This window comes from Collimonas pratensis, from assembly GCF_001584185.1.
In the GTDB taxonomy this organism is placed as follows: domain Bacteria; phylum Pseudomonadota; class Gammaproteobacteria; order Burkholderiales; family Burkholderiaceae_D; genus Collimonas; species Collimonas pratensis.
Genome location: NZ_CP013234.1, coordinates 1,440,745 through 1,463,321 on the forward strand (window position 1 = coordinate 1,440,745; position 22,577 = coordinate 1,463,321).

The window sequence follows — 22,577 nt, forward strand, 5'->3', positions numbered from 1 at the left end:
CGCATTACGCACCAGCAGCTTCAGGCTGGCGCCAGTTCCACATGCACGTGCAGGCCGAGCGCTGTGGCGATGTTAACCAGGGCATCCAGGGAAAAATGCGCTACGCGGCCGCACAACAGATCGTCCATGCGCGCCTGGCTGACCCCGCAATGATTGGCAGCGTCGGCGTCCGTCCATCCGCTCTGCTGTACGATTTCGCCGATTTTTTCCAGCAGTTCAGAACGCGTATGCAGGTTGCCGGCTTGCTCAGCCGCATTGGCAATCGGGTCCCAAGCGCTGGCGTAGTTGTCGGATTTGCGCATTTTTCACCTCTCTTGATATTTCCGGTCGTTATGTCCGGTTTTGTCCGCATTATGTCTATGGCGGGCATTTTTAGATATTGGCTGCAGGCTTAACATGAGCTTCAACGATGGCTGTCCGATTCACGGACACCGCGGATATCGGATGAGGTTAAAAGATGTTGAGCGTGGGAATATTAGTGTTTGACGATGTTGAGATCCTGGATTTTTCCGGACCCTACGAAGTATTTTCGACGGCCGCCCGGGTTCACGGCAAGAGCAACGGTCACGGCCCCGCGGCGCATCTGTTCAAGTGCTTCCTGGTTGCGCCCGCCATGCAGCCGGTGCGGGCGAGAGGGGGTATGAAAGTGTTGCCGGACTGTGTGCTGACGCCGTCTGCCGACCTCGACGTACTGCTGGTGCCGGGCGGCGATGTGGCGGTAATACTCAAGAACGACGCGGTGATCCAATGGATCGCCGCGCAGTCGCAAGGAACGGCCATCATGGCCTCGGTCTGCACCGGCGCCTTCCTGCTGGCCAAGGCTGGCCTGCTGAACGGACTGGATGTCACCACGCACTGGGAAGACCAGGATGAGTTGCAAGCCGGTTTTCCGAGTTTGAATGTGAAGCCAGGCGTGGCCTGGATAGATTGCGGTAAAGTGGTGACTTCCGGCGGTATATCGGCGGGTATCGACATGAGCCTGCACCTGGTCGAGCGCCTGGCCGGACGTTCGCTGGCCGACGCCACCGCCAGACAGATGGAGTACAGATGGCTGCAATAACTGACAACCCGCGCCAGGCCGAGACCACGATTCCGGTCTATTTCCTGCTGCGCGACGCCACCATGACGCTTGACCTGATGGGTCCGGCGGAGGTGCTGCGCTATGCCAACCGGATTGCAGAGCGCGAAGGCCGCGCCGATTTTTTCGACCTGCGTTATGTGAGCGCCGCCGAGCGCATCAACACCTCGCTCGGACTCGGCCTGACCGGCTTCGGGCCTTTGCCGGACAGTTTGCCGCCTAACGCCATGGTGGTGCTGCACGGCTGCGTCGGCAGCGACGACGATTTCAGCAGCGCCAACGACCAGCGCGCCGTGGCCTGGCTGCGCGCGCAGTGGCAGGATACCCATCGCCTGCTGTGCAGCTGCACCGGCGCTTTGCTGGCAGGCTATGCGGGTTTGCTGGATGGCCGCCAGTGCACCACCCACCACAGCCATTGCGACGCCTTGCGCAGCATCGCGCCGCGCGCCCACGTACTGGAAAACCGCATCTTCGTCGAAGACCGCAATGTCTACACCAGCGCCGGCGTCACCACCGGCATCGACCTGACCCTGCACGTGGTCGCACAAATCGCCGGCCACGCCCGCAGCGCCTCGATTGCCCGTTCGCTGGTGATCTACATGCGCCGCGCCGGCAGCGATCCGCAGCTGTCGCCCTGGCAGGCTTGCCGCAATCACCTGCATCCGGCGGTGCACCGGGTGCAGGACGCCATCATCGGCGATCCCGCCCACGATTGGGACCTGCCGCAGCTGGCCGACATCGCCTGCGCCAGCGAACGCCATCTGACCCGGCTGTTCCGCGAGCATACTGGCTGCAGCCTGGTTGACTACATCCAGCGCATCCGCGTCGCCCTGGTGCGTGAGCTGCTGACCCAGTCCAAGCTAGACATGGAACAAGTAGCTCAGCAAGCCGGCTTCAACTCCACAAGACAATTGCGTCGTGTCTGGAGCAAATTCGAAAACTTCCCGCCCAGCCAGCAACGCCAGCTCAGCAGCTAAATGGAGCAGTTAAATGGGGTCAGAGTCGAATTTTTGTTTTTCAAAAAATTCGACTCTGACCCCATTTAACGGACCACGGAGTACAGCACGTTCTAAGAATTACATCGGTTCCGCATGCTCCACCATCAGCTGCACCTTGGTCACTCCGCTATATTCATTGGCATCCAGCCGAAACGCCACCTTGGCCTTGCTCCCCAGTTCATCGGTATGGCCGAACCAGATCGCGTCATAGCGCGTGCCATTACGCTCCAGCAGCAGCTTCAGATGCTTCTCCTTGAGGATGCGCTGGCTGACCACCCGGAACTCGTCGCAAAACAGCGGCGGCGCAAAGCCTTGGCCCCATACCTGGCCGTCCATCAGTTCGATGAACTGGGTGGTGTAATAAGCGTCTTCCAGGGGGCCGTCGGTTTCCACCACGCGTTCCAGCTGGCTCTTGCCCAGCCACTCGCGTCCTACTTTTTCAAACGCTTCGGCAAAGGCATCGAAGGCATCGGCGCGAATAGTCAGCCCGGCCGCCATCGCATGGCCGCCGAATTTCTGGATCAGGCTGGGCGCGTGCTTGGACACCAGGTCCAGCGCGTCGCGCAGATGAAAGCCGGGGATCGAGCGGCCCGAGCCCTTGATCAAGCCTTCGCCGCCCGGCGCAAAGGTAATCGTCGGCCGATAGAACTTGTCCTTCAGGCGTGACGCCACGATGCCGATCACGCCCTGGTGCCAGGAGGCGTCGAACACGCTGATGGTAGTGCTGTCCTGCGGTTTGAAATCATCCAGCAAGGCCAGCGCGGTATCCTGCATGCCGGCTTCGATATCGCGCCGTTCGCGGTTGATGGTGTCGAGCTGCTGGGCGATGGCCCAGGCGCGGCCCTCGTCGTCCGTGGTCAGACATTCGATCCCGAGCGCCATATCGGCCAGGCGGCCGGCGGCGTTCAGGCGCGGTCCCAGCGCGAAGCCGAGATCGAAAGGGGTGGCGCGGCGTGCCTCACGGCCGGCTGCGCGGAACAGGGCGGCAATGCCGGCATGCATGCGGCCGGCGCGCATGCGCTTCAAGCCTTGTGCGACCAGGATGCGGTTGTTGGCGTCCAGCTTGACGACGTCGGCTACCGTGCCGAGCGCCACCAGGTCCAGCAGCACGTCCAGCTTCGGCTGGCTCTTGGCATCGAACACGCCGCGCTTGCGCATTTCGGCGCGTAACGCCAGCAAGACATAGAACATGACGCCGACGCCCGCCAGGTTCTTGCTGGGAAAACCGCATTCCGGCTGGTTGGGGTTGACGATGACGCGCGCCGCCGGCAAGGTATCCGCCGGCAAGTGGTGGTCGGTGACCACTACCTCGATGCCGCGCCGGTTGGCTTCTTCCACACCGTCGATGCTGGCGATGCCGTTGTCGACCGTGACGATGATGTCGGGCGATTTCTCGCGCGCGGTCAGTTCGACGATCTCCGGCGTCAGGCCGTAGCCGTACTCGAAACGGTTGGGCACGATGAAATCGATATTCGCGCCCAGCAGCCGCAAGCCGCGCAGGCCGACCGCGCAGGCGGTGGCGCCGTCGCAATCGTAGTCGGCGACGATCACCATTTTCTTTTGCGCGGCGATGGCGTCGGCCAGGAAGCTGGCGGCGGCGTCGATGTGCAGCAGGCCGGCTGGCGGAATCAGCGCCGTCAGTTCGCTTTCCAGTTCCTTGACATCGAGCAGGCCGCGCGCGCTGTAGACGCGCGCCAGCACCGGATGGATGCCGCTCTGGTGCAGCCGTTCAGAGTCGCGGAAGGAATAGGGGCGGGTGGTGATGCGGGTCATGGCAGCAATCTGGCTAGGGTTGGCGTGAGCCAGAATTTTTTCAGCGAAAACCTGGTGGTGCTCAGTTCAAGCATGTGACTGCTGTCGGTAAGGATCAGCGTGAGGCTATCCAGTTGCCCTTGCCGCATGGCTTGCAGCAAGGGTGCGAACCAGGTGCTTTCCAGGGTTTGCAGCTGCTCCAGCCAGCTCGACCATTCGCCGGTGAGCGCCGGCTGGATCAGCGTATCCAGCGTCAGCAGGCCTTGTTCCGGTTTGGCGGCGATGATGTCGGCGGCGCCGGCCTTGGCAACCGCCGTCTTGGCATACTGGCCGAGACCGCTGAAGCCGTCCGGCAGATTGAACACTTCGCGTTTGCCGATGCTTGGTGCGGTAGCGGGCGAACCACCCCACAGCCACAGAGAGTTGACCGCCTGCTGACCCTGCATCTGGCGGCGTTCGTTCAAAGGATGGGCAAACCACAGCATCTGCACTTCATTCTGCAGCTTGCGCCAGTCGCGGGCGCCGTCGCCTTGCGGCATCCAGATATCGATGTTGTGCCCGCAGGTGGCGTCCGGCGTCGAGGTCAGCAGGCCCTGCCAGTCGTCGGCGCGCATGAACCAGCTGCCGGCGTCGCCATACACCAGCTCCCGTCCAACCTCGGCAAACAATGGCGCCGCGGCGTCGAACAATTCGCGCGAATCCACCTCGGACAAGGCGATCTGACGGATATCGGTCAGCACCAGATGGTCGCGGGCGATATGGATGTGCGCCGGATGCAATATGAACCAGATGCCTTGCTCTGCCGGCAGGCCCAGCGCGCGCATGGCGGCGCAGGCCAGGGCGGGGCTGTTATGCAGGTCTTGCCCTGGCGTGGGATGCGACGGCACAAACGAAGGTAAGGGAAATTGCGTGCTCAGCCACATTTCATGCGGCAAAGCACGTGCAAAATCGTCGAATTCGCGGTGAGAATGCTCTTTTCTGGCGCGCGCCATCAGGGTGGCAAGGGCGGGCAGCTTCAATTCGCGCAATAAATCGCGCGCCAGTTCCGGCGGCGGCAGGCCGAATGGCAATAGGATGGTTAAATGACTCATGGCGAGATTGTAGGGCATCCGGGGAAGTGCGGCGAGTTTGGCGGGATTTATCCCGTTGGCTGCGTTCAGGGGAAAATGTGAGGATGGCGGAAACCCGATAGAATTTCCCTCACCTTTCATCGCGAGTCAACGCCAGCCACCATGAACGCACAAAACTTGTTTACCACCTTGTTCGAATACAAAACCTGGGCCAACGAGACCTTATTTGCCACCATCGGCGCCTTGCCTGAGGATGCCCACGAGCGCGAGAAGCATGACGCGATCCGCATCCTGAATCACGTCTATGTAGTGGATTGCATATTTCAAGCCAACCTACAGCGCCTGCCGCACGTCTACAAAGGTTTGAACACGCCGGCCACGCCTGCGCTTGCCGATCTGCACGCGGCGGTGCGCGCGACCGATGGCTGGCTGCTTGCGTATGCCGGCGGTTTAAGCGACGAGGAGCTGGATGAAGCCGTCGACTTCACTTTCGTCGACGGCTCGCCGGGACGGATGACGCGCGCCGAGATGCTGATGCATGTGCTCACGCACGGCAATTACCATCGCGGTGCGGTCGGCCGTATCCTGTCGCAGATTGGCGTGCCGCCGCAGCGCGATACGCTGACGGTGTTCATGCACCGGCCGGAGCGTGCGCACGCCGGCCAGTAATGCTGGTGAACATTGGCCAGCGCCCGCATCGTCAGAAATTCAGCTTGGCGCTGAGCGTGAACTCGCGGCCGGCGCCGATATTGACGAAGGGTGTGCCGCTGCAGCAGCTGGCGGTGTAGTAGGTCGAATCGAAAAGATTCTTGACGTTGAACTGCCAGTCTACCGATTGCCCTTCGATCAAGGTGTTCCACGAAACGAATGCATCCATCACGCGGCCGTAGGGCAGGCGATACACCTTGCCAGTGCCGTCGCCCACCGGCAGGCTGCTGAACACGCGGGCGCCGGCGCCGGCTCTGATGCGGCCTTCGACCGGGCCGATGCGCGAGATGCCGAAATCGCGCGTCAGGTACAGAGAGGCCGCATGCTTCGGCGTGTTCGGCAAGGGGTTGCCGGCCAGCTTGGGATCGTCGGCGTAGCGCGCTTCAGTATAAGCGTAGCTGCCGACCAGGCTCAGGTTCTGGCTGATGCGGCCGGTGGCGTCGAACTCCAGGCCGCGTGAGCGCGCCTTGCCGGCGTTGCGGGTGTAGTTGATGCCGTTGATGGTTTCGGTGGTCTGGATGTTGCGCTTCTGGATATCGAAGATCGCCAGCGTCGCGGTCAGGTTTTCGGTTTCCAGCTTGGAGCCGATTTCATAACCCTTGGCCAGTTCCGGCGGCAGTTCGCCGATCGGTGTGGCGATAGAAGTGTTGGGCTTGAACGATTCACTGTAGCTGGCGTACATCGACCAGTCTGGCGCCAGCTTGTAGACCACGCCGGCGCGCGGCGTCGCCCGTCCGGCGGTGACCTTGCTGCCGACGATGAAGGGACGGCCCTTGCCGGTCAGTTCGTTGAAATATTCATAGCGGGCGCCGGCCAGCAAGATCCAGCGCTCATCCAGATGGATAGAATCCTGCAGGAACACGCCGCGCGAAATCAGCTTGTCGGTCTGGTCGCTGTCGGCCGGGCTGATCTTGCTGCCGGCCGGCGTCAACTGGCCATATACCGGATTGTAGATATTGAACTGGCTATTGCTCGGGCCGCGATAGAGATCGCCCAGTACTCGGTAGTTGCGCATGTAATCGAGGCCGCCGACGATATCGTGGCGGATCTCGCCCCAGTTGAATTTGCCTTCCAGGTTCAGGGTCAACGTGTGGGCCGATTGCACGCCGTTTTGGGTGGCGTCGACGCGCCGGGTGGCGATGCCGGTGACATAGTTGACCGACAATACGCGCGCCTGCCAGTCGTTATAGTAGCTGCGGCTGAAGCCATAGCCGCCATGCAGGGTCCAGTCGGCATTCAGTTTATGGTCGAAGCGCAGGTTGACGGCGTCCGAGCGGCCGGCGGAGACATTGTAGGCTTCGTCGAAGCGGCGTTCCTTGGGCACCGCAACCGGATTGCCGCTGCGCGGATCGATGATGGTGCCGCGGTCGATCGGCACCGAGTAATTCATGTGTTCGTAGGCGAACGACAGGGTAGTGTCGCGGCCGTACCAGGCCAGCGATGGTGCCAGCACCGATTGCGTGGTCTCGCCGAAGTTGCGCCAGTAATTGTTGCGCTGGTGATCCGCGATCAGGCGGTATGCCAGCCCGGAATCGCCGATCGGTCCGGTCAGGTCGACCTGTTCGCTGATGCCGCCGTAGCTGGAGCCGCTGAGCGTGACGGAACGCTGGTTTTCCAGCAGTGGCTTTTTGCTGATGACGTTGATCACGCCGCCCGGATCCATGCTGCCGTAGAGCATGGACGACGGTCCTTTCAGCACTTCGATGCGCTCCGTAGTTGGCGTGAAATTGCGCGGCTGCACCGACAGCATGCCGTCGCGCAGCATCGAATTGTCGCGGTTGTCGCCGAAGCCGCGCTTGATGATGGCGTCCAGCGTGCCGCCCAGCGTATTGCCCATGCGGATGCCGGACACCGTATCCAGCGATTCCGCCAGGCTGCTCGGCTGGCGGTCCTGCAGGAACTGGGAGGTGACTACGCTGACCGCTTGCGGGACGTCGATCAGGGCGGCGTCGCTGCGGCTGGCGACGGATGCGCGTTTCGCCTGGTAGCCGTTTTCCGCCGCGTCGTCCCGGCTGGCTTTGACAGACACGATCGGCAGCGTATTTTCACTGACTGTCGCACTTGTGTTTGCTTGTGCTTGCGCATCGGCTGCAATGACGCCGTGCGCCAGCATGGCCGTACATATTCCTGCTAATTGCTTTCTCAAAACTTTATCCTCGCCTGGCTATTTATTTTTGGTAATAGGCGTCATTATATATAAATGAGAATCATTCGTAATTAATTGGGGTGGGATTTTTTCAAAACACAACGCAATTTGTCAAAACATCAATCTGGATCTGGGAAATAATGGTGAAATTTTTTCAGATTTGCATACTTGATATCAGGAGACAATCATCGAAATTATTTTTCAGCTCATTGCCGAACTCGTACTGCAGGTGGTGTTCGAGATACTTATCGAATTTGGTCTCCACGCGTTTGTCGAGCCGTTTCGGCGGCCGCCCAATCCCTGGTTTGCAGGAACCGGCTATGCCATATTTGGCGTCATTGCCGGCGGCTTGAGCCTGTGGGCGTTCCCTGCGCTGTTTATCCAGGCAAAAAGCATGCAGCTGGTGAACCTGGCTTTGACGCCGGTACTTGCGGGCATTGCAATGACGGCGATCGGGGCCTGGCGGCTGCGTCGCAATCAATCCTTGATACGCCTTGACCGTTTTGCCTATGGCTATCTGTTCGCGTTGTCGATGGCACTGGTCCGCTTCGCATTGGCGCGATAGGGCGCGCGAACGGGAGGCTCTCTGCAGGACGCAAGATAGCTCTGTAGAATTGCTGGATGCAAGTCCTGCCGGTAAAACAGAATTCTCAAAGAGACCATCGTCAAAAGGAATATTCAGTCATGAGTTATCACGCATCAAGCAAGCGCTACGACGAAATGCAGTACCGTTTCTGCGGCCGTAGCGGCCTCAAGCTGCCGTTGTTGTCGATGGGACTCTGGCACAACTTCGGCGACACTACCTCGCTGGCGCGCCAGCGTGAGATGGTGCATACCGCTTTCGACCTTGGCATCACCCATTTCGACCTGGCCAACAACTACGGCCCGCCGTACGGCAGCGCCGAAACCAATTTTGGTCGTATCCTCAAGGAAGACCTGCGGCCTTACCGCGACGAGTTGATCATCTCTAGCAAGGCGGGCTGGGACATGTGGCCGGGGCCTTACGGGCAGGGCGGCGGTTCGCGCAAGTACGTGCTGGCCAGCCTCGACCAGAGCCTCCAGCGGCTGGGCCTGGATTACGTCGATATCTTTTATTCGCACCGCTTCGATCCGGAGACGCCGCTGGAAGAAACCATGAGCGCGCTGGCGACTGCCGTGCAACAGGGCAAGGCGCTGTATGTCGGCGTCTCTTCCTATTCGCCGGCCAAGACGGCAGAAGCGGCGCAGCTGCTGCGCGACTGGAAAGTGCCTTGTTTGATCCATCAGCCGTCCTACAACATGTTCAATCGCTGGATCGAAGATGGCTTGCTGGATACGCTGGAACAGGAGGGCATGGGCTGCATTACTTTCACCGCCCTGGCGCAAGGGCTGCTGAGCGACAAGTACCTGAACGGCGTGCCGCAGGATTCGCGTATCAACCGCGAGGGCGGCGGTTCGCTGCAGCAAGCCCACCTGAGCCCGGAAAACCTGGCGCGGGTGCGGACTCTCAACGAGATCGCCAAGACCCGCGGCCAGAGCCTGGCGCAGATGGCGCTGGCCTGGGTATTGCGCGATCCGCGCGTGACCACCACCCTGATCGGCGCCAGCAGCCCGGCCCAGATCCGGGAAAACGTAGCCGCCTTGCAACGCCTGGATTTTACGACGGAAGAGCTGGCAGCGATCGATGAGCAGGCTAAAGAAGGCGGCATCAACCTGTGGGAACGCTCCATAAAAGAGCTGGCGCCCTGATGCCACGCGTTTGAAAACTGCCATCTTGCAGATATAAAAACGGGCGCCCGAGGCGCCCGTTTTTTCTTCTCCCCCTGATGCTTCGCCGCTAAACAGGTCCATCTGAAATGGCAGGCTGACTGGAGCCGCAAGCCACGGTAATGCTGTTAATTGGGGTCAGAGTCGAATTTTTGAACGGCAAAAATTCGACTCTGACCCTAATTTTTTTTATACGAATGCGGCGGGCTGCTGGTTTTGCGTTGCGAGCAGTGCTGCCGGTACTGCTGCTTGCTGGCGGCGTTCGGTGCTGGGGGCGACGCTGAAGATTTCGCGGTAGGTCTTGCTGAAGTGGCAGGCTGACTGGAAGCCGCATGCGACGGTGATGCTGAGGATCGACATGTCGGTCTGGCGCAGCAGTTCCCTGGCCTTGCGCAGGCGCAGGGTCAGGTAGTAGTGGGTGGGCGACATGCCCATGTGCTCCTTGAACATGCGCTGCAGCTGGCGTGGCGACGAGTTGGACAGTTGCGCCAGTTCGTCTAGCGACAGCGGTTCTTCTATGTTGGCTTCCATCAGCGACACCACTTCCACCATGGCCGGGCGGGCGGAGGTCATGCGTACCGTCAGCGGCACCCGTTGCTGGTCTTTGTGGTCGCGGACATGTTCCAGGATGAACTGGTCGGCAATCGCGGCAATCGTGGTTTTTCCGACTTGTCCGGAAATCAGGTTCAGCATCATGTCCAGCGGCGCAATGCCGCCGGTGCAGGTGATGCGGTCGCGGTCGACTACGAACAGGTCAGGCGCGAAGGCAATTGCGGGATATGAGCGCTTTATCGACGACAGGTTTTCCCAGTGCGTGGCGCAGGTATAGCCGTCCAGCAGTCCGGCTTCGGCCAGCGCGAAAGCGCCGGTGCACAGGCTGCCCAAGGTCTTCCCTTGTTTTGCCAGGTTTCTTAGCAAGTCCAGGGTGGCGCTGTTGATGGCGCTGGCGATTTGCGTACCGCCGCAGACGAAGACGGCATCGGCGGCCGGGCACTGGTCGGCGCGCATGGTGGTGACGGCGAGGCCGTTGCTGGCGCTCACGGCGCCGCCTTCGGGACTGATGATGGACCAGCGGTAGAGCGGTTTTCCTTCCAGATAATTCGCCATTCTCAGCACTTCGATGGCATTTGAAAATGCCAGCATCGTGAAGTTGTTGAGCGGCATGAAAGCAAAGTGGGTGAAGGAAGTGGAAGTGCTTTTTGACATGACCTGCTCCGTTGGCAAACATCAGCGATGGACAATGTAACGTTGAAATGGCTGAACTAACAAACGCTTTCGGTTGTGCGTCGCAATAAGCATGCCAAGCCGACCAGATGCCATGGCGTCGTCGGCCGTAGGATCAATTACCGTCTGGATTTGCGCGGCGCAGGAGGATGCCGGACGGGATGGCGGACTGCGCACGACACGCTGATCTTGCGCCCACAATCGGCGGCAATAATTGCAAAAAAACCACGTCGGCGATCCCGCTTTTTGTGCAAGCGATCCATTTCGGCGCAAGCGGCGTGGGAGGGTGTCAAAACCGGTGCCAAAACCGGCGCTTGGCTAAAAGTGACAGCAATGTCGCAAATTGAAAGGTTCCCGTCAGATCAAGTCAATAGCGGGCAAGGCCTTGGGACAAGAATGATGTCAAGAGTTAGCCCCTTAGACGCATCCCTTTTCCCAGGACCTCAACATGACACTTCCCGCATTTTCTCAGTCGCTGGCGGAACGCGACGCCCCGATCAAGCGTGCCATAGATCTTGAACTGCAGCGCCAGCAAAACCAGATCGAGATGATCGCCTCGGAAAACATCGTGTCGCGCGCGGTGCTGGAAGCGCAGGGCTCGGTGCTGACCAACAAGTACGCCGAAGGCTATCCGGGCAAACGCTATTACGGCGGCTGCGAATTCGCCGACCAGGTGGAAACCCTGGCGCTGGAACGGGTCAAGCAGTTGTTTGGCGCCAAATTCGCCAACGTGCAGCCGCATTCCGGCGCCCAGGCCAACGGCGCCGTCATGCTGGCGCTGGTCAAGCCGGGCGAAACGGTGCTGGGCATGTCGCTCGACGCCGGCGGCCACCTGACGCACGGCGCGCGGCCGGCCATGTCGGGCAAGTGGTTCAATGCGGTGCAGTACGGCGTCAACCGCGACACTTATCTGATCGACTATGACGAAGTGGAAGCGCTGGCCAAGCTGCACAAGCCGCGCCTGATCATCGCCGGCTACTCGGCCTATCCGCGCCAGCTCGATTTCGCCCGCTTCCGCGCTATCGCCGACAGCGTCGATGCGTTGCTGATGGTCGACATGGCGCATATCGCCGGCCTGGTGGCGACCGGCCATCATCCTAGCCCGGTGCCGCATGCGCATGTGGTCACCTCGACTACCCACAAGACCTTGCGCGGGCCGCGCGGCGGCTTCGTCCTGACCAACGACGAAGACATCGCCAAGAAAATCAATTCCGCCGTATTCCCGGGCTTGCAGGGTGGCCCGCTGATGCACGTAATCGCAGGCAAGGCGGTGGCGTTCGGGGAGGCGCTGGAGCCGGAGTTCAAGGAATATATCGGCGAGGTGGTCGCTAATGCCAAGGCGCTGGGCGAAGTACTGCTGGCTGGCGGTGTCGACCTGGTCACCGGCGGCACCGAAAACCATCTGCTGCTGGTCGACCTGCGTCCCAAGGGTTTGAAGGGTACGCAGGTGGAGCATGCGCTGGAACGTGCCGGCATCACTTGCAACAAAAACGGCATTCCCTTCGATACCGAAAAGCCGACGGTCACTTCCGGCATCCGCCTCGGCACGCCGGCCGGCACCGCGCGCGGTTTTGGCGTCGACGAGTTCCGCACCATCGGCCGCCTGACGGTAGAGATCTTCGACGCCCTGGCGCGCAAGCCGGAGGGAGATGCCGAAGTCGAGCAAAAAGTGCTGACCGAAGTGCAGGCCCTGTGCAAGCGCTTCCCTATCTATTGAGATCAAGGAGCACGCCATGAGCAACCTGCATCAGCAAAGCCTGGTCATCGACGGCTTGAATATCTCCAAGTGGGAGCGGCCGGTATTCGAAGACATGAAGAAGGGCGGCCTGAGCGCCGTCAACTGCACCATTTCGGTGTGGGAGAATTTCCAGGGCACGGTCGGCAATGTGGTCGACATGAAGAACCTGATCCGCGACAACGCCGACCTGCTCACGCTGGTGCGCGGCGTCGACGACATCACGCGGGCGAAGAAAGAAGGCCGCACCGGCGTCATCCTCGGTTTCCAGAACGCTCATGCGTTTGAAGACAACCTCGGCTATATCGAAGTGTTCGCCGAACTGGGCGTGCGGGTGGTACAGCTTTGCTACAACACCCAGAACCTGATCGGCACCGGTTGCTACGAACGCGACGGCGGCCTGTCCGGCTTCGGCCGCGAAGTGATCGCCGAGATGAACCGGGTCGGCATCATGGTCGATCTGTCGCATGTCGGCGGCAATACCTCCACCGAAGCGATCCTGGCCTCCAACAAGCCGGTTTGCTATTCGCACTGCCTGCCATCCGGCCTGAAACAGCATCCGCGCAACAAGAGCGATGAACAACTGAAATTCATCGCCGACCATGGCGGCTTCATCGGCGTCACTATGTTTCCGCCTTTCCTCAAACGCGGCAGCAGCGCCAATGTCGATGACTACGTAGAGGCCTTCGACTACATCATCAACCTGGTCGGCGACGACTGCGTCGGTATCGGCACCGATTTCACGCAAGGTTACGGCAAGCCGTTCTTCGAATGGCTGACGCACGACAAGGGACGCCACCGCCGCCTGACGGATTTCGGTACGGTGATCAACCCGGAAGGCTTCCGCACCATCGGCGATTTCCCCAATCTGACCACGGCCATGGAACGCGCCGGCTGGAAGGAAAGCCGCATCCGCAAGGTGCTTGGCGAGAACTGGCTGCGGGTGTTCGGCGAAGTCTGGACTGCCTGCTAGCGCTACGTAGCTACGTAAATACTGAGGAGTAGTGATGCAACCCCAATTGCCGATTGAAGTCGACGCCGAGACTGGTGTCTGGACTACCGACAAGCTGCCGATGCTGTATGTGCCGCGCCATTTCTTCACCAATAACCACACCGCCGTGGAGGCAGCACTCGGGCGCGAAAAATATGCGCAGATCCTGTATGACGCCGGTCACAAATCCGCCTACTACTGGTGTGAAAAGGAAGCTCGGCAGCACGATATGTCTGGCCTCGACGTCTACAAGCATTATTTGAAACGGCTGTCACAGCGTGGCTGGGGTTTGTTCTCCTTTACCGAAGTGGACGCCGCCAATGCCAGCGCCAGCATCAAGCTGGTCAATTCATCGTTCGTTCTGCAGCAGCCGGAAGCGCAAGGCAAGCTGTGCTACATGTTCGCCGGCTGGTTCGCCGGCGCCATGGACTGGGTTTCCGACACCACCGGCAATCCGCGCCGCTCGGTATGCAGCGAAACCCAGTGCGGCGGCGAAGGCCACGCGCATTGCGTATTCACGGTTACACCGCTTTCTGCCTAGGGCCAGATACCGACCATGCGCTATCCCACTTTGTTTTCGCCGTTGACCCTGAACCAGATTACCCTGCGCAACCGCGTGGTCAGCACCGCGCACGCCGAAGTCTATGCGGAAGCAGGCGGCTTGCCGGGCGAGCGCTATATCCGTTATTACGAAGAAAAGGCCAAGGGCGGTCTGGGCCTGGCAATCTGCGGCGGTTCCAGCACGGTCTCCATCGACAGTCCGCAAGGCTGGTGGAAATCGGTCAATCTGACTACCGACAAAGTGATCGAGCCTTTATCGCGGCTGGCGGAAGCGATGCACCGGCACGGCGCCAAGATCATGATCCAGGCTACCCATATGGGACGGCGCACAGCCTGGCATGGCGAGAACTGGCCACATCTGGTCAGTCCCTCGGGGATCAGGGAACCGGTCCATCGCGGCAACGCCAAGATCATCGAGATCGAAGAGATTCGCCGTATCGTCGCCGACTTTGCCGCTGCCGCCAAACGAGTCAAGCAAGCTGGCATGGATGGCATCGAGATTTCCGCCGCCCACCAGCAACTGATCGACCAGTTCTGGAGTCCACGCGTCAACCAGCGTACCGACGAATACGGCGGCAGCTTGGAGAACCGGATGCGCTTCGGCATCGAAGTATTGACGGCGGTGCGAGAAGCAGTCGGCAAGGATTTTTGCGTCGGCATGCGCATGTGCGGCGATGAATTCCATGAAGACGGCGTCGATCACGAAACCGCCAAGCAGATTGCGCAGGCGCTGTCTGCCAGCGGCCTGATCGATTTCCTGAGCGTGGTTGGTTCCGGTGCCGATACGCATAATACGCTGGCGAACTGCATGCCGCCGATGGCCTTGCCGCCGGAGCCGTTCGTGCACCTCGCTGCCGGCATCAAGGCGGTGTCGAGCGTGCCGGTGATGCATGCGCAAAGCATACGCGACGCCGGCCAGGCGGAACGCATACTGTCGTCCGGCATGGTGGATCTGGTCGGCATGACGCGTGCGCAGATCGCCGATCCGCATATGGTGATCAAGATCCGCGACGGCCGTGAAGACGAAATCAAGCAATGCGTCGGCGCCAATTATTGCATCGACCGCCAGTACAACGGCCTGGATGTGCTGTGCGTGCAGAACGCCGCCACCTCGCGCGAGCAGAGCATGCCGCACCAGATCGCCAAGAGCCGTGGACCTAAACGCAAAGTGGTCGTGGTCGGCGCCGGTCCGGCCGGGCTGGAAGCGGCGCGCGTGGCGCGCGAACGCGGCCACGAAGTGGTGCTGTTCGAGCGCAGCGAAGCGGTCGGCGGCCAGATCAACCTGGCGGCCAAGGCGCCGCAGCGCGAACAGATGGCCGGCATCGTGCGCTGGTTCGACATGGAAACCAAGCGCCTCGGCGTTGACCGCCGGCTTGGCGTCGATGCCGACGAAGCCATGATCCTGGCGGAACGGCCGGATATCGTGGTGCTGGCCACCGGCGGCAGCAACTACACCAGCCAAGTTGCTGACTGGGGCATTGCCGAAGGACTGTCTGTCAGTTCCTGGGACATCCTGCAGGGACGGGTCGCGCCGGGCAAGAACGTGCTGGTGTATGACGGCATCAGCACCCATGCCGGCTTCGGCGTCGCCGATTTCCTGGCCAGCCGCGGCAGCCTGGTGGAAATCGTCACACCCGACGTCAAGATCGCCGACGACACCGGCGGCACCACCTTCCCGATTTTTTATCGCCGCCTGTATGCCCAGGGCGTGATCCCGACGCCGAATTACTGGCTGGACCGGGTCTATGCCGAAGGCGACAAGAAGGTGGCGGTGCTGCGCAACGAGTACACCGAAGTGCAGGAGGAGCGGGTGGTCGACCAGGTGGTGATTGAAAACGGCATCCTGCCCAATGACCAGCTGTACTGGTCGCTCAAGCCGCAATCGGTCAATCGCGGCCAGATCGACGTCAACAAGCTGTTCGCCGCCGAGCCGCAGCCCGCCTTGTCGGAACCGCTAGGCGACGGCCGCTTCCTGCTGTTCCGGGTAGGCGACTGCATCTCTATGCATAACATCCACGCTGCGATCTACGACTCGCTGCGTCTGTGCAAAGACTTCTGACTATGAGCGCAGCAGCTTCTTCCCTTAATCTGCTCATTACCGTCCTGTTCTGGCTTTCGGTGGCAGGGCTGACGGTGGGCATGGCGCGGCGGGCAGCACTGTGGCGTGCTGGCCGTGAAGCGCCCGTGGCTTGGCTAGGATTGCTGGCCATTCCCAAGCGCTATTTTGTTGATCTGCACCATGTGGTGGCGCGCGACCCGTATATCGCCCGCACCCACGTGGCTACTGCCGGCGGCGCCATTGCCGCCATGGCGCTGGTAGCACTCAACTATGGCTTGATGCTGTATGCCGCGGCACTGAATACCGCCATCGGCTTGTGCGCGCTGCTGATGCTGGTCGGCGTGCTGTTTGTCTGGCATCGCCGCCGCACGCCGCCGGCGCGGTTGTCGCGCGGCGCCTGGATGCGGCTGCCGTGGATGCTGGCGGCGTTTGCGCTGGGTTTGCTGGCGCTCGGCCTGATTCCGCTGCAGCTGGTCTCCGGTGCGAGTGCGCTGGCGACCGTGGTGTTGCTGGGCCTGGGCGCCTGGACGCTGACCATCGGCGCCACCCGTGGCGGACCGATGAAGCATGCGCTGGCCGGCTTGCTGCACCTGGCTTTCCATCCGCGCCCTGAACGCTTCAAGCAGGTCGCCGGCGGCACTCCGACCACGGCGCTCAAGGTTCTGAAGCTGGAGCAAGGCGAACTGGGAGTCGGCAAGCCGGTCGAGTTCCGCTGGAACCAGCTGCTGAGCTTCGATGCCTGCGTCCAGTGCGGCAAGTGCGAGGCCGCCTGCCCGGCGTTTGCTGCCGGCCAGCCCTTGAATCCGAAGAAGCTGATTCAGGATATGGTGACCGGCATGGCCGGCGGCAGCGACGCCAATTTTGCCGGCAGCCCTTATCCCGGCATCCCGCTCGGCGGCCATCAGGGCAGCCCGTTGGAGGCGATCGTGCCGGGCCTGATTTCCAGCGACACGCTATGGTCTTGCACCACCTGTCGCGCCTGCGTGCAGGAATGCCCGATGCTGATCGAGCACGTGGATGCCATCGTCGATATGCGTCGTCACCAAACCTTGCAGTTCGGCGCGGTGCCGGGTAAAGGACCGGAAGTGCTGGCCAATTTGCGCGAAACCGGCAGCGCCGGCGGCTTCGACCTCGGCGTGCGCTACAACTGGGCGCTGGACCTGAACGTCCGCCAGATCAGCGCCGGTCAGCCGGTCGACGTGCTGCTGCTGGTGGGCGAAGGCGGTTTCGACATGCGTTACCAGCGCAGCCTGCGCGCGCTGGTCAAGGTGCTGCAAGCCGCGCAGGTCGATTTTGCCGTGCTCGGTTCGCTGGAAAACGATTGCGGCGATGTCGCCCGCCGTCTCGGCGATGAGGCGACTTTCCAAAACCTGGCGCAGCAGATGATTGCGCAGCTGTCGGCATTTACCTTCAAGCGCATCGTCACTGCCGATCCGCATGTCATGCACTGCCTACGCAACGAATATCCGGCGCTCGGCGGCCACTATGAAGTGCTGCATCACACCGGCTTCATGGCGTCGCTGGTCAGCCAGGGCAAACTCAAGCCGCGCGCAGCCGCCGACAGCGAGCAGCGCTTTACCTATCACGACCCCTGTTACCTGGGCCGCTACAACGGCGAAATCGAGGCGCCGCGCGAGCTGCTCAAGCTGCTGGGCCTGTCGCTGCATGAAATGGAACGCCATGGCATGCGCGGCCGCTGCTGCGGCGGCGGTGGCGGCGCGCCGCTGACTGATATCCCCGGCAAGCAGCGCATTCCCGATATCCGCATCCACGATGCGCGCACGGTGCGCGCCGACACGGTGGTGGTAGCTTGCCCGAACTGCACCGCGATGCTGGAAGGCGTAGTGGGGCCGCGTCCCGAGGTGCGCGATATCGCTGAACTGCTGGCCGCTGCATTGGAGCATTGAATATGGACATGGCGATGACAACGACAATGGCGACGGCGAGCTGCATCAGGCGGATAGATCCGCGCCGTCCATTCACGCTGAATGCCGATGGCTTGAAGCGCATTGTGCTGGGACAGGCAGGCGCGGCAGGCCTCGATCTGCAGGTGTTTCCGTTGGCGCCGGCGCACCAGTCGATCAAGCCGCAGCGCCTGGCAGCGGATGCACAGTTGAAAAAATGTCTGCTGGCAGTGGCGCACAGCGACCGCGGCAGCCTCGACGAACATGCGCGCCAGGCCGTGGCCGCCGCCGCACTGCTGGCCGACGGCGCCACCGAAGTGGTGCTGCTGGTGTTCGGCGAACTGAACGACGATGCCGCCGCGCTTGGCGCGGATCGCTGCGTCGTATTGCCGCAATTCGGCAGTCATCGGTTTGCGCCGGAAGCTGAGCTGGTGGCGCTGATCGCCTTGCTCGAAGAATTGTTGCCGGCGCATGTCTTCATGGCCGACAACGGCGTCGCCGACAGCGACCTGGGACGGCGCCTGGGCGCGGCGATGAACGCAGCCAGCATCGCCACGCATGTGGTGGAAATCAAGCAGGAAGGGCTGGCGGTCTACCGGCAGCGGGGCAGCCTGATGGCGCGCCGCGAACTGACGGCGATCGTGCTGCTGGAAGCCGATGCCGTGGATGCGCGCCTGCCCTTCCTCGGGCGCGGGCAGCGAGCCGAGCAGTTGGCCGAAGCGCTCGGCATCGCGGCAAGCGCCACTTCGGCCGGCGCATTTACCGACCTTGGCGTGAAAACCATGGCGGCGTCGCAAGTGGCGCTGGATGAAGCCGATTTCATCGTTTCGGCTGGCAATGGCGTCGGCGATGTCACCCTGTTCAATGCGCTGGCGCAGGTGCTGGACGCCGCCGTCGGCGCCAGCCGGGTTGCGGTCGACGACGGCAAGTTTGAGCGCGATAAGCAGATCGGCGCCACCGGCAAGACGGTCAGCGCCAGCGCCTATCTCGCTTTTGGCATTTCCGGCGCGGTCCAGCATCTGCAGGGCATCAAGGACTGCCGCCATGTGATCGCGGTCAACCTGGATGCCAGTGCGCCCATGATTAAGCGCGCCGATCTCAGCATCATCGGTGATGCGCAGGAACTGATGGCTGCCTTGCTGGAACAGGTCCGGCAGGCTCGGGCGATGGAGGTCGCATCATGAAACAGCTGGCTATCAGGCGGATTGCGGTACTGGTATCGATAGGCAGGCACCCGGTAAGCGGCGTGCCGCGCTATAGCCGCAACGACGCCGCTGCCCTGGGCTTGGCCCACGATCTGGCCCGGCATGCGCTTGACATCAGTATCGATGTTATCCATGCCGGACAAGCAGACAATCCGGCGCTGCCCGAATATCTGGCGCTGGGCGCAACCAGGGTCAGCGTGATCGAACCAGCTGCGGACCAGGACGTGTTGCCAGCCTTGCAGGAACAACTGCAAGGCTACGACCTGGTGTTGTGCGGCAGCCGCGCCGAGAGCGGCGAAGCCAGCGGCATGCTGCCTTATCGGCTGGCCGCGCGGCTGAATCTGCCTTTGCTGGCAGGGGTGATTGCGGTAACGTCAGGCAGCGACGCCATCGTCGCCGAGCAGTTCTTGCCGAAAGGGCGGCGGCGCGAAGTCGTCTTGTCGCTGCCGGCCTTGCTGACTGTGCATTCGTTAGCGCCGTCGCGCTTGCGCTATGCCTATGCCCGCTTGCGTGCCGGCCGCATCAGCAGCCAGGCCTTTCCGGCGGGGACAGGCACAGCCGGCTCGGAATGGCGGATCGAAAATGTTAAAGCGCTGCCACGCAAACTGGCGGCGCCGGAGAAGCGTTCCGGCCATGCACGCATGCAGGCCGCCACCGTGGCGGAGAGCCGCGGCGGCAAGGTGCTGCAGGAAGGCAGCGCAGCCGACAAGGCGCAGGCCGTGCTGGCTTATTTGCGTGAGCATCATCTGGTCGATTATTGATTTGCAAAGCGTTTGCAATGCGGCGGTTCCATAAATGCATCACATGGAGAAAAAATTGAAAGTATCCAAAGAGATTCAAGCACTGATCGCCGAACGCCTGCCAGGACATAGCCTGGATGCGCCGTTTTACCTGAATCCGGAAATCTTCGAGATGGATATCCGCGAGATTTTCGGCAAGCACTGGATCCATGTCGCGGTCGATCCGGATATTCCCGAGCCGGGCGACTACGTCACGGTCGAGATCGGCCTCAACTCCATCGTGGTGGTGCGCGACGACGATATGGCGGTGCGCGCCTATCACAACGTCTGCCGCCATCGCGGCGCGCGCCTGTGCTCGGAGCACAAGGGCTCGGTCGGCAACCTGGTCTGTCCCTATCATCAATGGACTTATAACCTGAGCGGCGAACTGATCTACGCCGAACACATGGGGGAAAAATTCGATCGCTGCAAGCACAGCCTGAAATCCGTGCATGTGGAAAACCTGGCCGGTCTGATCTTCATCTGCCTGGCGGAACAGCCGCCCGCGGATTTCGCCGTGATGCGCGAAGCCATGGCGCCCTATCTGTTGCCGCACGGCCTGCAGGATTGCAAGATAGCCAAGCAGGTCGACCTGATCGAAGAGGGCAACTGGAAGCTGACCATGGAAAACAATCGCGAGTGCTACCACTGCGCGACCAACCATCCGGAACTCACTGCTTCGTTGTTCGAATTCGGTTTCGGTTACCAGACCGCGCCCGGCAACGCCGAGCAGATCGGCGAATTCAACCGCCTGGCGGCAGAACGTTGCGCCGAATGGGAACGCGGCGGCCTGCCGTCAGCCGAGATCGAGCGGCTGGACGAACTGGTGAGCGGTTTCCGCACACAGCGCTTGCCGCTGGATCGCGCCGGCGAATCGCAGACGCTGGACGGCAAGGTCGCTTGCGGCATGCTGCTGGGGCAGTTCGAGCGCGCCGACCTGGGCGGTCTGTCGTTCTGGACCCAACCGAATTCCTGGCACCACTTCATGAGCGACCATATTGTGAGTTTTTCAGTATTGCCCTTGTCAGCCGAGCGTACGCTGGTGCGCACCAAATGGCTGGTGCACAAAGATGCGCGCGAAGGCATTGATTATCAGCTGGACAATCTGACTGCGGTATGGAACGCCACCAACGACCAGGACAAGCGGCTGGTCGAGCTGTCGCAGCAGGGGGCGCGCAGCAGCGCTTACCAGCCCGGTCCTTATTCGCCGTTTACCGAAGGGCTGGTGGAAAAATTCTGCACCTGGTACATCGGCCGCCTGCAGGCTGGTTTGAGCGCGCCTGAGACTGCTTCAGTGAACGTGCTGCGGAGAATGGATTGAAAGCCGAAATATTGCCGGGACCGGTCATGGATATCAATAAACTGAATCGCCCGAACTTCTGGGACGCCATGCCGCCGCTGTGGAACAGCGATCGCGAGGACAGCCTGGTGTGCTGCCAGGTGCGGGCGGAGACGCATGACGTCAAGAGCTTTTTCTTCGTCACGCCCGACGGCAGCGGCTTCATCTTCCAGCCCGGCCAGTTCATCACGCTGGAGCTGGAAATCAATGATGAAGCCATCAATCGCTGCTACACCGTTTCCTCGTCGCCGGCGCGGCCGCATGCCATCTCGATCACGGTCAAGCGGGTGCCGGGAGGGCCAGTGTCCAACTGGCTGCACGACAACTTGAAAGTGGGCGACAAGGTCAAGGTACTGCAGCCGGCGGGCGAGTTCACCTGCGCCATTCATCCGGCGAACAAATACCTGTTCCTGTCGGCCGGCTCGGGCATCACGCCATTGATGTCGATGACGCGCGCCCATCATGACCTCTGCGACGACCGTGACATTGTTTTCATCCACAGTGCGCGCACGCCGGACGACATCATCTTCGAGCGCGAGCTGGGCCTGATTGCCGCCAGCCAGCAGAATTTCAAGACGCGCTTCATCTGCGAACGGCTGGGCCAGCGGCGCGACTGGCCGGGACCGACCGGCATGCTGTCGCTGGCGGCGCTGAAGCTGATGGCGCCCGATTTCATGGAGCGTGAGATTTTTGTCTGCGGACCCGCGCCTTACATGAAAGCGGTGCGCAACATGCTGGATGAAGCGGGTTTTGAGCGGACGCACTATCACGAAGAAAGTTTCTCCTTCGAGACTTTGCAGTTGGAAACCGAGCAGGCAAGCACGGCAAACGGCGCAACACCGATAAGCAGCGAACTGGCGGCGCTGACCGGCTTCGAAATCACCTTCCAGAAAAGCAACCGCCAGATCGTCTGCGGCCCGCAGCAGCATGTACTGGAAGCCGCCCGCAACGCCGGCGTACGCCTGGCATCTTCCTGCGCCCAAGGCATGTGCGGCACCTGCAAGGTCAAGCTGATTTCCGGCAGCGTCGACATGCAGCACAAAGGCGGCATCCGCCAGCGCGAGATAGACCAAGGCATGGTGCTGCTGTGCTGTAGCAAGCCCTTAAGCAACCTGGTAGTAGATAAATAGGACAGCGCAGCAGAAACGCAGTCAATCGGGGTCAGAGTTTTTTTACGACAGCTTCATCGTCGTAAATTACTCTGACCCCAATTGACGGACCACGGAGCACCAGCCGCAGCAAACCGATGCAAATAAATTCGACTCTGACCCCATTTAATTCA

Annotated in this window: 19 protein-coding genes; 14 read left to right on the top strand and 5 right to left on the bottom strand. The window is 61.3% G+C overall.

Annotation, left to right across the window (positions count from 1 at the left end):
* Positions 1 to 20: 20 nt before the first annotated feature.
* A complete protein-coding gene (locus CPter91_RS06565; protein WP_061938540.1) occupies positions 21 to 302 on the bottom strand; it encodes a helix-turn-helix domain-containing protein in 282 nt (93 codons plus the stop codon).
* Positions 303 to 457: 155 nt separating this feature from the next.
* On the opposite strand from CPter91_RS06565, the gene CPter91_RS06570 reads away from it, so the two are divergent.
* Both CPter91_RS06570 and CPter91_RS06575 read left to right on the top strand, forming a co-directional pair.
* On the top strand, positions 458 to 1,060 hold the full coding sequence (locus CPter91_RS06570; RefSeq protein ID WP_061938543.1) for a DJ-1/PfpI family protein: 603 nt from the start codon (positions 458 to 460) through the stop codon (positions 1,058 to 1,060).
* Positions 1,048 to 2,055 (top strand): GlxA family transcriptional regulator, encoded by a 1,008-nt coding sequence (locus CPter91_RS06575; RefSeq protein WP_061938546.1) that lies wholly within the window; start codon positions 1,048 to 1,050, stop codon positions 2,053 to 2,055. Before CPter91_RS06570 ends, CPter91_RS06575 begins: the two co-directional genes overlap by 13 nt.
* Positions 2,056 to 2,154: 99 nt before the next feature.
* On the opposite strand, the gene recJ is transcribed toward CPter91_RS06575, so the two are convergent.
* Together recJ and CPter91_RS06585 are read right to left on the bottom strand one after the other, a co-directional pair.
* Complete coding sequence (gene recJ, locus CPter91_RS06580; protein ID WP_061938550.1) at positions 2,155 to 3,849, bottom strand: single-stranded-DNA-specific exonuclease RecJ; 1,695 nt, start codon at positions 3,847 to 3,849, stop codon at positions 2,155 to 2,157.
* The gene (locus CPter91_RS06585) at positions 3,846 to 4,919 is read right to left on the bottom strand and encodes a hypothetical protein (RefSeq protein ID WP_061938552.1); all 1,074 of its coding nucleotides are present in this window, start codon (positions 4,917 to 4,919) and stop codon (positions 3,846 to 3,848) included. Before CPter91_RS06585 ends, recJ begins: the two co-directional genes overlap by 4 nt.
* 141 nt (positions 4,920 to 5,060) lie before the next feature.
* On the opposite strand from CPter91_RS06585, the gene CPter91_RS06590 reads away from it, so the two are divergent.
* Positions 5,061 to 5,567: a DinB family protein gene (locus CPter91_RS06590; protein WP_061938554.1), complete on the top strand. Its 507-nt coding sequence runs from the start codon at positions 5,061 to 5,063 to the stop codon at positions 5,565 to 5,567.
* A 31-nt stretch (positions 5,568 to 5,598) separates the two neighbouring features.
* Here CPter91_RS06590 and CPter91_RS06595 read toward each other — a convergent pair whose 3' ends face one another.
* Positions 5,599 to 7,752, bottom strand: coding sequence for a TonB-dependent siderophore receptor (locus CPter91_RS06595; RefSeq protein WP_082792656.1), 2,154 nt, complete (start codon positions 7,750 to 7,752; stop codon positions 5,599 to 5,601).
* A 232-nt stretch (positions 7,753 to 7,984) separates the two neighbouring features.
* Here CPter91_RS06595 and CPter91_RS06600 point away from each other — a divergent pair, with 232 nt between their 5' ends.
* A complete protein-coding gene (locus tag CPter91_RS06600; protein ID WP_236905948.1) occupies positions 7,985 to 8,317 on the top strand; it encodes a hypothetical protein in 333 nt (110 codons plus the stop codon).
* Positions 8,318 to 8,436: 119 nt separating this feature from the next.
* On the top strand, positions 8,437 to 9,480 hold the full coding sequence (gene mgrA / locus CPter91_RS06605; protein WP_061938561.1) for an L-glyceraldehyde 3-phosphate reductase: 1,044 nt from the start codon (positions 8,437 to 8,439) through the stop codon (positions 9,478 to 9,480).
* A gap of 207 nt (positions 9,481 to 9,687) precedes the next feature.
* Here the strand turns inward: mgrA and CPter91_RS06610 are convergent, their stop codons facing one another.
* The gene (locus CPter91_RS06610) at positions 9,688 to 10,704 is read right to left on the bottom strand and encodes a GlxA family transcriptional regulator (RefSeq protein ID WP_061938564.1); all 1,017 of its coding nucleotides are present in this window, start codon (positions 10,702 to 10,704) and stop codon (positions 9,688 to 9,690) included.
* Between the two features lie 466 nt (positions 10,705 to 11,170).
* On the opposite strand from CPter91_RS06610, the gene CPter91_RS06615 reads away from it, so the two are divergent.
* The 9 genes from CPter91_RS06615 to CPter91_RS06655 are packed head-to-tail and all read left to right on the top strand — an operon-like array spanning position 11,171 to position 22,425.
* Positions 11,171 to 12,439: a serine hydroxymethyltransferase gene (locus CPter91_RS06615; RefSeq protein WP_061938567.1), complete on the top strand. Its 1,269-nt coding sequence runs from the start codon at positions 11,171 to 11,173 to the stop codon at positions 12,437 to 12,439.
* A 16-nt stretch (positions 12,440 to 12,455) separates the two neighbouring features.
* Entirely contained in the window at positions 12,456 to 13,430 is a 975-nt protein-coding gene (locus CPter91_RS06620; protein WP_061938570.1) for a dipeptidase, read from the top strand.
* 34 nt (positions 13,431 to 13,464) lie between these two features.
* Complete coding sequence (locus tag CPter91_RS06625; RefSeq protein WP_061938573.1) at positions 13,465 to 13,989, top strand: DUF5943 domain-containing protein; 525 nt, start codon at positions 13,465 to 13,467, stop codon at positions 13,987 to 13,989.
* 15 nt (positions 13,990 to 14,004) lie between these two features.
* Complete coding sequence (locus CPter91_RS06630; protein WP_061938576.1) at positions 14,005 to 16,068, top strand: NADH:flavin oxidoreductase; 2,064 nt, start codon at positions 14,005 to 14,007, stop codon at positions 16,066 to 16,068.
* 2 nt (positions 16,069 to 16,070) lie between these two features.
* A complete protein-coding gene (locus CPter91_RS06635) occupies positions 16,071 to 17,975 on the top strand; it encodes a (Fe-S)-binding protein (RefSeq protein ID WP_061938579.1) in 1,905 nt (634 codons plus the stop codon).
* Positions 17,976 to 17,989: 14 nt separating this feature from the next.
* Complete coding sequence (locus CPter91_RS06640) at positions 17,990 to 19,156, top strand: electron transfer flavoprotein subunit alpha/FixB family protein (protein ID WP_236905949.1); 1,167 nt, start codon at positions 17,990 to 17,992, stop codon at positions 19,154 to 19,156.
* Entirely contained in the window at positions 19,153 to 19,938 is a 786-nt protein-coding gene (locus CPter91_RS06645; RefSeq protein ID WP_061938585.1) for a drug:proton antiporter, read from the top strand. The genes CPter91_RS06640 and CPter91_RS06645 overlap by 4 nt, the downstream gene beginning before the upstream one ends.
* A 55-nt stretch (positions 19,939 to 19,993) precedes the next feature.
* Entirely contained in the window at positions 19,994 to 21,277 is a 1,284-nt protein-coding gene (locus CPter91_RS06650; protein ID WP_061945919.1) for an aromatic ring-hydroxylating oxygenase subunit alpha, read from the top strand.
* 26 nt (positions 21,278 to 21,303) lie between these two features.
* Positions 21,304 to 22,425 carry an FAD-binding oxidoreductase gene (locus CPter91_RS06655; RefSeq protein ID WP_061945917.1) on the top strand — a complete coding sequence of 374 codons (1,122 nt, stop codon included), beginning with the start codon at positions 21,304 to 21,306 and terminating at the stop codon, positions 22,423 to 22,425.
* Positions 22,426 to 22,577: the final 152 nt, after the last annotated feature.